Source organism: Neobacillus niacini, from assembly GCF_036961885.1.
Classification (GTDB): domain Bacteria; phylum Bacillota; class Bacilli; order Bacillales; family Cytobacillaceae; genus Neobacillus; species Neobacillus niacini_H.
Window position 1 is genome coordinate 36,010 of sequence record NZ_JBALNQ010000051.1, and the last position, 12,124, is coordinate 48,133.

A 12,124-nucleotide genomic window follows, 5' to 3' on the forward strand; every position below is an offset into this window, starting at 1 on the left:
CAACGGCATGGAGCTGACTACTCCATGACCGAAAACAACACTATGGAGGGTGTATTTATTATGCTTACAAACAAAGACAAATATCCGGTAACTCGTTATGTAAAATTTGAAAAGGTTGTACGAGAAAAAATAGAAGGCGGTTATTATCATATTCCGGAGGCTTGTAACAGTCCGGAAAGAATGTATGACACCATCATTGAATTGACCGATGCAGCAAGAGAAACCCAGGAAATATTCGGGGTGATCTCATTGAATACCAAAATGAAGGTGCTTAGTTGCACGATTATTCATAAAGGGTCCGTTAATTCAAGCATCGTGACTCCGAGGGATGTGTTCAAAGAGGCATTGACTGCCGGAGCCACAAGCATTGCCGTTTTCCATAACCATCCATCCGGAGACAGTTTTAGAAGTTCTGAGGACATTGAGGTGACGAAGCGATTACATGAGGCCGGAAAGATTATGGGCATCGACCTTGTTGACCATATCATCGTGGGTGATGACGAGTTTTATAGCTTGAAAGAACATGGTGACTTCTAAGAGAGTTGCCAGGAATCACCTAGTTACTTAGGTAGGTAAAATGTTAGAATTAATATATAGGTTAATATTAATCCTAATATTAATAGCAAAATTAATGTAAAAGAAGGGGCATTGAACATGAAAAAAATCTATACATCGTATTATGCAAATGTTAAAAAACTTCCGGCTGAAATGGTGCCAATCGGCATCAGCCAGGGCAATAACAGATGGTTCAAAGGGGAATACATGAAAGAATTAGCTCCAACCTGGGCAATGCTCAAAATGAGCCAGGAGGAATACGATAGAGAGTTTTTCAGAATCCTTTCCAAGCTAGATGCGAAAGAGATTTATGACAAACTGCCAAACAATGCGGTTCTATTATGCTATGAAAAATTTAATGACCAATGCCATAGACGAGCAGTAGCCGAGTGGTTAGAGAACGAATTGGGCATCGAGGTAACAGAATGGGGGTTGAAACGTGAAGAATGTTTCCCATATGCAGAATGTTGTGAGGCGAACAAAGGCAAAAAGCGTAAGATCGTTGAGGATGTTCCGGTAAATAATATTCCGGCATCTGTCCAATCGAGAAGGGGAGAAAGAGAGCCGGATTTGTTCGAGCTACTCATGAGAGGTGAGTTAGATTGAAAAAGAAAACGGAAATTGCGTGTGAATATTGGGAGAGATTGAATATTAAAGCGGCACTCAGACTAGCATCTGAGTTCCGTATCGGATTAACAGAAGAAGAAAGAAAGCAAATAAAACTAGGTTATGAGTGTTATGTTCATGGCGATTTTTATAAGCAGCTAGGAAAAAATCCGAGGAAAGAAATCGAGAAAGCAATGGATATTTTCTTTGAAAAAATTTATAAACCATACAAGGAGAGAACAGCATGAAATTAATCATCAGTCAAAAAGTACATTTGCAGAGAAAGGGTTCAGTCGTATCCCTTTGTGGTCAAGTTCCCTGGACAAAGCCAGTTGAGTTTCGAGAAGGGGAAGGGTTTGAAATCACTTGCAAAAGATGCCAAAAGCAATTGGAGAAAGCGAAATGACTTACAGAGTGATATTTGATTATGGAAATATTGAGGTTAGCGTTTGGGTTCAAACGGCAGAAACAGATGTACAACAAATCGCACAAGTAGCGATAGACGAATTAATTAGTAGAGATTTTGGATTAGGTCCGGAAATTCCAACGGTTGTCGATGTGGCACCGTGTCCGGAATGGGATGAAGATGAAACAGTTGGCGAGCCGTGCTCCAATTGTACGTTAGTTTAACTTGAAAAATCAACTTAGAAAAGGGAGAAATGACAACATGAAAAACGTAAAATTGCAAAATACAACAGGAGTAACAAAAGAATTGAAAGTAGGATTTAGTTGGACAGTATTTTTCTTTGGAGCTTGGGTGAGTATGTTTAGAGGTGAATGGTCTGAGTTTGCAAAATGGGTATTCTTGAATCCTATTACACTAGGTATTTGGGGAATCTGCCAATGTTGGAATGCGAACAAAAAAACCATTATCTCATACCTGGAAAAAGGCTATACTCCGGTAACAGATATGGATAAACAAACATTAATGAACAAAGGAATATTATCATAAAAGAGAGGGCATTTGCCTTCTTTTTTTATACAGTCGAAGGAGTTGGAAATATGTTTGTTGGCTCGATCCCATCAGATATGCAAAAAATCGTGAAAGAGATTGTAAGAGATTGGGAGTGTGAGGATATTTATGTAGGGACAAGTGGGAATTTCACTATTGAGCGTTGTTTGCATGATAGCGGATTTGGTCTGCATGGAAATGATGTAACGCTTTATTCGTCTGTCATTGGGTCCTATTTAGCCGGGAATATTATTCCCTTCACCTTTAATGAGGAGTACAACGAGAAGTATGGATGGTTAAAAGACTATCTCACAGACCCGGCTGATAGAGTGGCTACCATTCTATTAGGTACAAGGTTAATGGAGACAGTAGGCAAGGAACACAAGCCGTATTACAAGAGAATGGCTGATGCCTACCGTGACCAATGGCCAATATTGCACGAAAAGACAAAGGAGAAAATTGAGAAGCTACAAGTACGTTTGAAATCCTATTTTCCTGGTGATGTTTTTACCTGGCTAGATGATATTCCAGAAAACCAGGGAGTGATTTGTTACCCTCCTTTTTTTGGAGAAACAGCAGATTACGAGAAATACTTTGCGAAATTAGAAGATTTATTTTTGTGGGAAACACCGAAATATGACTTCATTTTTGGAGATCGTTTAGTGGAGTTCTTCCGAAAGATGATGAGTAAGAAACATTGGGTATTCGGGACAAAAGAAAAGTTTGAGGAATTTGAGCCGTATTTGAAAGGCATGACCAAAACGACAAACAGGGGAGTGCCCATCTATGTGTATTCAAACTCGAATACCAGGCGTATCGTTATGCCCAAACAACAGACAGAACCTATATTTAACCCACACTTAAAACCGGATGAAACACTAGGAGATAAGCTCACCATAGCGACCCTAAATGCGGGGCAATTCTTCTCTATTCGTTCTCAGTATATGAATCATAATATTAAGCCTGGGATGCCAACCCTAGCCTTTGCTGTTTTAGTAGACGGTGTAATCATAGGAGCCTTTGCTCTTATGCAGCAAAACTCGTTGGCTAATTTTGATAAGTATCTACCAACGCCTAGCGTTTATCTGTTATCTGATTTTCCGGTAGCCAATAGTCAGTATAAGAAACTAGCAAAATTAATTCTGTATGCAGCATTGAGCAAAGAAGTGAAATTGATTTGTGAGCGAATGTCGAGAAAGAGAATCCATTCCCTTGTGACAACAGCCTTCACCAATCGCCCAGTATCCATGAAATATAGAGGATTATTTGATTTAATGTCGAGGAAGGAAAATAAGAAAACGGATGAAAAATATGAGTTGAATTATGGAGCTTTATTAGGGAAATGGACATTGCAAGAAGGATATGAGATTTGGAAGAAAAAACATGGAGGTGTGAAGGAAAATGAAAAAAGAGAAGGATGAAAAAATAACGACTCGCATTATTACCATTGATCCGAGAGAGCTCAAATTGTTAGAGCTGAATGCCAGGTATATGAGGCATGAAACCTTTCAACAATTAGTAACCAATATCAAGAGGGATGGGAGACTCACACAAATCCCATTTGCAGCTAAAGATGATGACGGAAATTGGGAAGTGCTAAGTGGGAACCATCGAGTGAAAGCATCCATCGAAGCCGGACTTGACGAAATTGAGTGCATGGTGACAGATGATGACTTAACAGAAGATCGAAAAAAGGGGATTCAATTATCTCATAATGCGATTTCCGGTGAAGATGACCCAGCCGTTTTGAAGCAGATTTATGAATCTATTGAGGACATAGATTTTAAGATGTATGCCGGACTCGATGATAAAACATTGGAACTATTAGATCAGGTGCAACCGGAAAGCATAGCGGAAGTGAATCTTGAATTTCAAACTATGAATATTGTTTTTCTGCCGAATGAACTCCAAAGGACAAAAGAGATATGGGATGAAATTCAAACTTATATAAAAGCCGATGAAGTATGGTTGACGAGGTATGCACAGTACGATGACTTTTTAGATAGCCTAGAAGCGGTCAGCACGGCTTATGACGTAAAGAATGTAGCAACTACCTTCTTAATCATGCTGAGTGTCGTACAACGTCATTTAGATGATTTAAGCGATGGTTGGTATGATAAAGAGAAAGAGGAAGCGACAACGAATAATTGGGTGCCTCTGAGTACCATTTTTAATCAGAATAAAATTCCGGCTAAAAGTGCTGAAATCATAAAAAAAGCAGTAGATAAAATGGTTTCTCAAGGTGACATAACTAAAAATAACAAGTGGCAATCTATGGAATACCTAGCAGCCGATTATTTGGCAGGTGAATAGCGATGGTTGCCTCATACGAAAGACAAGACGAAGAGACGAAAAAGGCATTTGAAGCCTTTGTTGAGTACCGGAATATGGGCATGGATAGAAGTTTAAGAGAAGTAGCAAAAAAGTTGGACAAATCTCTAGCCTTAATTGGTCGTTGGTCAAGTGCTAATAATTGGGTTGAACGAGCAGCAGAATACGATAAGGATATGGACAGGAAGGCTCTTATCGAGGATGAAAAAAAGCGTAGAGAAATGGTGAAACGCCATGCGAATGCTTCCATGATGTTCCAACAGAAAGTAATCGAGCGAATACGAACCATAAAGCCGGAAGAATTATCTCCATCCGAACTTATCCGATGGTTTGAAACATCTGTCAAAATTGAGCGTCTGAGTCGTGGTGAAAGCACCGATATATCTGAAATAGCTCATAGTGGAGAGGTGAGCGAAAAGCATGAATACAACATCTTCCAACGAGTTGACCAATACTCAGACCTCTACAAGAAAATGGCTGAACGAGGAAGAATACAGAGCGTTGATGACGGTGACGATAGTTGAAAATAAATACATTCCCCATGACCCGACTATAAAACAGGGTGAATTTTTGCTACTGCCGGACAAAGAGGCATTATATGGTGGAGCTGCCGGAGGGGGAAAATCGGATGCGTTGTTAATGGCTGCCTTGCAATATGTAGGAGTGCCGAATTATGCAGCAATCATTTTCAGACGGACATACAAAGACCTGGCATTACCAGGAGCCTTGATGGACCGTGCTCATGATTGGCTAGACCCGACAGATGCAAAATGGAGCGAGAACAATAAGACCTGGCATTTTCCTAGTGGAGCCACTTTGACATTTGCGTACCTGGCAACGGAAAACGACAAATATAATTACCAGGGTTCTGAGTACCAATTTATCGGGTTCGATGAACTGACTCAATTTGAGCAATCTCAATACACTTATCTTTTCTCACGTTTGCGTAGGTTGAAAGGTTCCAGGGTGCCATTAAGAGCAAGAGTAGCAAGCAATCCAGGCGGTCGGGGACATGAGTGGGTTCGGCAACGATTCCTTATTGAAGGACCGGAAAAAGGCAGAGTGTTCATTCCGGCACGGCTAGAGGATAACCCTCACTTGGATACTTATGAATATGAGCAGTCATTGATGGAGCTTGACCCGGTGACGAGAGCTCAGTTGCGTTCCGGAGATTGGGATGTATTACCGGAAGGAAACAAATTCAAGAGGTCCTGGTTTAATGTGGTGGAGGATTATCCGAAAGACTTGAAAATCGTGAGAGCCTGGGATTTAGCCGGAACTGAGCCAAAAGAAGGCAAGGACCCGGATTATACTTCCGGAACCATGCTAGGCATGAAAGATGGGCAGTTTTGGATTATTGATGTGAGGCGCGATCGTTTATCTCCAAAAGGCGTAGAGCAGTTTGTTTATAATACGGCAATGGAGGATGGTCGCAATATCCCAATATACATGGAGCAAGAGCCTGGTTCGAGTGGATTGCAGACCATAGATTATTATTCGAGGCATGTTTTGTTAGGCTTTGCCTTTTATGGTGTACCATCCACCGGGAGCAAGGAGCTGAGAGCCAATCCATTATCAGCAGCAGCCGAAGCCGGAAATGTGTATATTGTACGAGGACCCTGGTTGACTGCCTTCTTAGACGAGCTGACAACATTTCCACAAGGGAACCATGATGATATGGTAGATTCAACGAGTTTAGCCTTCTCCAAATTAGTTGAAGGTGTAGGCAGAAAGTTTGCGGTTCCACCGAGAGTTGCCGGAGTCAAAAGAGGCGAGAGTTAATTTTAACATTAATTTTAATACGAAAAATAATGCTAATATTAAAGGAGGTGATAATGTGGGGCAAATATGGTACTGCCTCAGAAAAAATGGCAGAGAATTTAAGACCACCAATAAATGGAGAGTCATGTGGTATAGGTTGCTAGGATGGAAAGTGATCAACAAATATAACGATGGTTTTTAGGAGGTAGATAGTGAGTGGGAATCAAAGAGGAAACAAGACGAGAATCGTATGACGAAGTTTTGGAAACTTTAGGACAACGACAATTGGATGTTTACTCAGAATTATTGAATTACGGTCAAGATGGAGCAACGGCTAATGAGCTATCTCATTTCATGTGGAAGAAAGGATATTTTGTTACTCCGGAAAGAAATCGAGTTCACCCACGATTACACGAATTAGAAAAAAGTGGTCATGTTTTTGTAAAAGAAAAAAGAATGTGTTCGATTACCAAACGGAATTGTGCCGTTTATATCGTGAAAATATAGTGCTTCTATGAACGATTTAAAGAGAATTACTTTTGTTTTCCCTTATCATTACCCATCTCATTTTGTTCTAGGAGGTGAATGAATTGGCGTTATGGGATAAATTCTTCAAAAAATCAAACCAGGACATTAGAAACGTAGTTCATCAGTCGGTTATGAGTGCCATTCGAGCATTGCCTAATGAAAAGCAGACCGTAAATAAGTGGGAGCAACAATGGTTTTGGTACGATGGATTGATAAAGCGGAAAGAATACCGGACCAAAGAGGTTATGGAAAATCTGAAAATCATCCGTGACTTGAATCCGGATGCGAGTATGGCAATATGGAATTTCCTCCGTTTGGCGAATAGTGGCCATGAATTAGAGGCGGTTACTCCAAACGGAAAAGCGGAAAAAGGTGCTACCGAGTTACTCAATGAATTGGCTCCAAGAGTTGGGCGCTTATATGGCGGTGGTTTAGATCAGCTTATAAACGTGCTCCTGTTGACGGCATTCACACAAGGGGCGATTGCCTTAGAAGTGGAGCTCAATGCGGATATTTCCGATGTGGTGGACTTTCATGCCGTGGACCCTTCAACCCTGGACTTTGTTCGCAACAAGGAAACCGGAGAGATTGAATTGGTTCAAGTGCAATGGGATGGACAGTATAAGGTGATGAATACGGAAACCGTGTTCTATTATCCGATTGACCCGGATATTTCGGACCCTCATGGGCGTTCTCCTATTCTGCCAATCTTACAAATTATCTTCTTTCAAATCCAGGTGTTAAAGGATTTACAGAAGGTTATTCATCACCAGGGATATGACCGTTTTGATATTAGCATTATCGAAGAAGCGATTATGGAAAATCTGCCGGACCATATTAAGAACAGCAGTCCGGAAGAAGTACAGAAATATGTGACGAGCTATATTGCCGATGTTCAGAAACAGATGGAGGACTTGCAACCCGATGATGATTTTTACCATACGAGCTCCATTGAAATAAAGAGCGTAACAGGTGACCGGAGTGGCAGCATGAATGCCCAGGCAGTTATTGACATTATTAATCAACAAGTCGTGGCAGCATTAAAGCAGTTGCCTATTCTCCTGGGGAGAAATGAAGGAAGTACCGAAACACATGGTACGGTTCAATGGCAAATCTATGTAGCCGGGATTCAATCCATTCAACGAGCTTTGAAACGTGTATTGGAGAAGGCTTATAATGTGGCATTGCAAGTGTATGGCAAACAGTTAAGAGCCAAGATTGAGTTTGATGAAATCCGTACCTCAGACCGTCAAGCCGAGGCGAATGCAGAGAAAACCGAAACGGAAACGAAAATTCTGCAAATCAACCAGGGATGGATTGATAATGACGAGGCTGCATTGTCAATGGTAGGTCATGAGGCGGTTGACGAGCCTAAACAAGCTCAACCATCTTCTCCATTTGGCGGTGGTGGCTCCAATAATGAAAATGAAGAAGATAACAAGGATGACGAGGAAACCGATCAAGAGAAAAGGATACGGCACCTCATAAAAAAGTATCGAGCCGATGAACCCAACCCGGAGGACCCGGATGAATTTATAGTGAGTACCGGAGATTCCTGGGCAGATGACCTGGCAAAACTAGCCAATCGTTCAAAGAGAGCATTTAAAGGATTGCTGAGAGAGCAGAGAAATGCGTATATCGAGCGTTTAGAGAATGCTCCGGATATTCCCACTCGACTCCTTTACTCAGCCATGAACCGAGCGACTGAGGACCCGGATGCCGAATTTGAACGATGGGTGAGGACCTATATCTTGACCGATTCCGAGGAACAAATGAGCTTATGGGATTTAATGAGTCAAGAATGGGTATTACAAGCTGCCATTTTAACAGGGGAGGCTAGTATTGCGGATTTTGAAACGGAGATCGAGTTCAATAAGATTGACGAGAATTTATTGCGGTGGCTGTCAGACCGTTCCAGGAGAGAGGCTCAACTCATTCAAGGAGCCACGGATAGGGATGTAATCATGACGCTTTGGGATGTTGTGGCAGATGGACCTTATACTATTCCGAAAGCGGCAAAGGCTCTTAGGGAGAGCTATGCGTTCTCAGAAAGCCGAGCCTTGACCATTGCCCGAACCGAAATCATTTCTGCCGGAAGAAGTGGGCAATATTTTGCTGATATTCAATCCGGTATGGTGGTGGCGAAAACCTGGATGGCTGCCCAACAGGACCGAACCAGGGATGGGCATAGAGAGGCAGACGGTCAGACCGTAGCAATAGATGAACCGTTTATCGTAGCGAATGGGTCCGGACAGACGGAACCATTATTGTTTCCAGGTGATACGAGCCTGGGTGCATCGGCCTCAAATGTAATTATGTGCCGTTGTTGGTACAAAAGAATCCTGGAAGGCGAGGAATGGTGATGATAAGACCCATTGGAGAGAGGGAAACTCAGTTGAGAGCTATCTATGAGCATAAATTGGAAACGCAATATATCCGGCTATTGAATGCCATGATTAAGACATTAAAGCGAGATTTCGACTTTGACGATAATAAAATCGACAAATTCACCGATGGAGTAAGGGAACGATTAGAGAAAACAGATAGGTTTTAGTATTAGTTTTAATGTTAATATTAGTATTAAAGGGGGTGAAAACGTGAGTCACGTTGCGATTCATATGCCAATTCGGGTAACTGCCGAACCTATTGCCGAAGAACAATGGGAACAAGTGATGGGCAAGATAAATCGACAGACATTGGAACCTTTACGGCAAGAGGATGTTTTCACCTTCTCCGGCATTTGTTCTAATGACCGACTCGATGCCTATTATACAAAGATGGACCCGGAAACCACTTTGAAAAATTATGTGAGAGATTTACAAAGAGGCGTTCCGTTGCAAGAAGGGCATGACATTTACAAATCTCCATATGGGCGTTCTTATGATGGAGAAATGCAGAATGACGAGTTTAATTCCGTGCGAGGGCATTGGTATCTTCTCCGAAACACGATGGTGAATGGGGTGAATACCGATGACGAGATCAGATTGATTCGTGCCGGAATTAAGAAAAGTATGTCCGTTGGTTTTGGTGAAAGTGAAGGAGAACGATTATCTTATCGTTGTTCAAGTTGTGAGAGGGATATTTTTGATTGGGAGTGTCCACATATCCCAGGACTAGCGGATGAACAGGACCGGATGACCTTCTCCTGGATTGTAAATGGAACCCTCAGAGAAGTTTCAACTGTTTATACCGGGGCAACTCCGGGCGCTTATATTGATAAAGCCAGGGCATATGTTCAACAAGGGCAAATGTCCAGGGAAAATATTTTATTGTTGGAGCGAAAATATCAAGTCAGACTGTTAGACGAAGATAAACGCTCTATTTTTATGCCATCAAAAGGAGGGAAAAACATGGATTTACTCACGCAAATTAGAGAGGCTTTGAAAGAAAATAAATTAGAAAAATCGAAAATCTATGAAGTGCTGCAATCGGAAGGAGATCCATTCCGTCAGCCGGAGGATATTGCTATCCGGAATGAGCTTGGAGAACAGGCGAATGTAGAGGGTATTAAGAAATTAAAATCTGAAGCTGAAATGGGCCGTACTTATATCACGGACCTTATTGACGAGGCGGTGAAAAGCCGTGTGAAGGTTCAAGGTGAGCATTTCAATGCGGAGCAGTATAAGCAAATGCTTATCCGTACAAATGACCTGGAATTTATTAAAGGCGAAATTGAGTCCTATGACAAACAGGCATTAGAGCGTTTCACGCCTGGCAGACAAACCCAGGATGATGATTTAGGTGCCGATGATATGCAGAAAGAACGTGCTCCAAAAGTTGACCCACAAAATGAAAATATTTTTGACTAATAAAGGAGTTGATAGAAATGGCTACAAGAGTTGGCGGTGTAGTACCAGATAGTTATGGATTGTCGTTGACGGTAACAGTTCCAACGGCAAGTGAGGCAAACCCGGTAGAGGCAGATGCAATTCTAACATTTGCGACAAGTGGACCTTATCATGCAGTTCAAGCGGCTGCCGGAAGTGCCATTGTATTGAAAGCAAAACATCCTGTCCGTGATGCCCTGACTCCATTAGGGGTGCATGTATATGGCTATTCCAGGGTAGATAAATTCACTTATAGCGGTACGGTTCCGGCTATTGGAGCCTCGATTGAAAGTGCCGGGGATGGAACAGTAAGAACAGCATTATCAGCAAATGGTTCATTCGTGCTTTATGTTGACGAGGCACGTTCTTATGTTGAAGTAGCAATGCCATAAATTGATTAAAGGAAGGTGATAGAACATGGGTGCTATTAAAGTATTCGACAGACAGAACAAACAAATTGAGCTAGATATTGGCTCCAAAATGCGTGGATTTATGTCTGAGAAATTCGGTAAAGAGGCTAGTGAGAAAAATTCTTCAACAGCATTTAAGCGTTATTTGATTGATAATAACGTGAGCATGAAGGAAATCGTCAAAGCATTAGGGTATGACCGTGTTGGAGAAATGACGGTGCGTGTTTTACTCGATAACGATGGCACGGCTCCACTCTTTAATGCCATTGTTGAGGATGGCTTACGAATTGGATTTGAAAGGCAGTCGAATTGGCAGCGTTTAGTGGCTCGTTCCATTACATCCGACCAATTCACTCAATCCTGGTATTACCTAGAGGACCCGGATACAGATGACTACGATCTTCGTGATATTGGACAAGGTGCTCCAATTCCGGTAGGTACGATTTATCTAGGCGATAACAGTATTAAAATGCATAAGAGAGGCCGTGGCATCGAGTGGGTTGATGAATCTAAGAGGGCGAACATCGACCTGGTTTCTCTATGGTTCCAACGCCTGGGCAGACAATTAGGGCGCTCTTATGAAGATGTGGCGGTTGACCGTCTATTGAATGGCTATTTCCCGGATGGAACCGATGCGGCTCCAACATTAGGTGTGGCAACTCCTGGAACATTAGCCTTGACGGATATGTATTATGCGAGTGCTTATATGTTGGACACTTATGGATTTAGTCCGAATGTGGCTATCATGAACCTGGCAACGGCTACGGCATGGGCAGAAACAAGGGATAATGGTTTCCTATTATTCCAGGACAACATCCTAAATGGAACATTCCCGAACGTGATTAATGCGACTCCATTCATTAGTTCCGAGGTGCCGGATAACCGAATTATCCTGGTGGATACATCCTCAGCATTAGTCCGTTATGTTGGTAAGCCATTTGGAGTTGAGTCCGAGCGAAATGTGAAAACCCAGGTTGAAGGCAGCTATGGAACAGAGATTTCCGAGTTTGTGCCCTTCGAGCAAAATGCACGTTTAGTTATCAATCTTGACCAAGCTAGAGCATAGGCGGTGGTTTAGATGATTCGTAAAAAAGGTGTAGCCAAAGGCGGTAAGGGGAAGAAGGATAAGCGAAAAAAGAAGAATAAGAAAAAGT

At 42.0% G+C, this 12,124-nt stretch carries 15 protein-coding genes; all 15 read left to right on the forward strand.

Annotation, left to right across the window (positions count from 1 at the left end):
* Positions 1–60: 60 nt before the first annotated feature.
* The 15 genes from V7124_RS19685 to V7124_RS19755 all read left to right on the forward strand — a co-directional run bounded on the left by V7124_RS19685 (position 61) and on the right by V7124_RS19755 (position 12,036).
* Positions 61–537, forward strand: a complete 477-nt coding sequence (locus V7124_RS19685) for a JAB domain-containing protein (protein ID WP_335492540.1) — start codon at positions 61–63, stop codon at positions 535–537.
* A gap of 117 nt (positions 538–654) precedes the next feature.
* A complete protein-coding gene (locus V7124_RS19690) occupies positions 655–1,161 on the forward strand; it encodes a DUF488 family protein, N3 subclade (RefSeq protein WP_335492543.1) in 507 nt (168 codons plus the stop codon).
* On the forward strand, positions 1,158–1,409 hold the full coding sequence (locus V7124_RS19695) for a hypothetical protein (protein ID WP_335492545.1): 252 nt from the start codon (positions 1,158–1,160) through the stop codon (positions 1,407–1,409). The genes V7124_RS19690 and V7124_RS19695 overlap by 4 nt, the downstream gene beginning before the upstream one ends.
* Positions 1,410–1,536: 127 nt before the next feature.
* Entirely contained in the window at positions 1,537–1,791 is a 255-nt protein-coding gene (locus V7124_RS19700; protein ID WP_335492547.1) for a hypothetical protein, read from the forward strand.
* Positions 1,792–1,828: 37 nt separating this feature from the next.
* On the forward strand, positions 1,829–2,113 hold the full coding sequence (locus V7124_RS19705) for an HrgC protein (protein ID WP_335492549.1): 285 nt from the start codon (positions 1,829–1,831) through the stop codon (positions 2,111–2,113).
* Between the two features lie 50 nt (positions 2,114–2,163).
* Positions 2,164–3,534, forward strand: a complete 1,371-nt coding sequence (locus V7124_RS19710; RefSeq protein WP_335492551.1) for a putative antirestriction adenine methyltransferase — start codon at positions 2,164–2,166, stop codon at positions 3,532–3,534.
* Positions 3,515–4,426 (forward strand): ParB N-terminal domain-containing protein, encoded by a 912-nt coding sequence (locus V7124_RS19715; protein ID WP_335492553.1) that lies wholly within the window; start codon positions 3,515–3,517, stop codon positions 4,424–4,426. Before V7124_RS19710 ends, V7124_RS19715 begins: the two co-directional genes overlap by 20 nt.
* Positions 4,427–4,428: 2 nt before the next feature.
* Positions 4,429–4,968, forward strand: coding sequence for a hypothetical protein (locus V7124_RS19720; protein WP_335492555.1), 540 nt, complete (start codon positions 4,429–4,431; stop codon positions 4,966–4,968).
* Entirely contained in the window at positions 4,865–6,226 is a 1,362-nt protein-coding gene (gene terL, locus V7124_RS19725; protein ID WP_335492557.1) for a phage terminase large subunit, read from the forward strand. The genes V7124_RS19720 and terL overlap by 104 nt, the downstream gene beginning before the upstream one ends.
* Positions 6,227–6,421: 195 nt before the next feature.
* Complete coding sequence (locus tag V7124_RS19730; RefSeq protein ID WP_335492559.1) at positions 6,422–6,712, forward strand: hypothetical protein; 291 nt, start codon at positions 6,422–6,424, stop codon at positions 6,710–6,712.
* Positions 6,713–6,795: 83 nt separating this feature from the next.
* Positions 6,796–9,096 carry a phage minor head protein gene (locus V7124_RS19735; RefSeq protein ID WP_335492561.1) on the forward strand — a complete coding sequence of 767 codons (2,301 nt, stop codon included), beginning with the start codon at positions 6,796–6,798 and terminating at the stop codon, positions 9,094–9,096.
* Positions 9,090–9,287, forward strand: coding sequence for a hypothetical protein (locus tag V7124_RS19740; RefSeq protein ID WP_335492563.1), 198 nt, complete (start codon positions 9,090–9,092; stop codon positions 9,285–9,287). Before V7124_RS19735 ends, V7124_RS19740 begins: the two co-directional genes overlap by 7 nt.
* 43 nt (positions 9,288–9,330) lie before the next feature.
* Entirely contained in the window at positions 9,331–10,542 is a 1,212-nt protein-coding gene (locus V7124_RS19745) for a hypothetical protein (protein WP_335492565.1), read from the forward strand.
* A 17-nt stretch (positions 10,543–10,559) separates the two neighbouring features.
* Positions 10,560–10,952, forward strand: a complete 393-nt coding sequence (locus tag V7124_RS19750) for a hypothetical protein (protein ID WP_335492568.1) — start codon at positions 10,560–10,562, stop codon at positions 10,950–10,952.
* A 25-nt stretch (positions 10,953–10,977) separates the two neighbouring features.
* Positions 10,978–12,036, forward strand: a complete 1,059-nt coding sequence (locus V7124_RS19755; RefSeq protein WP_335492570.1) for a phage major capsid protein — start codon at positions 10,978–10,980, stop codon at positions 12,034–12,036.
* Positions 12,037–12,124: the final 88 nt, after the last annotated feature.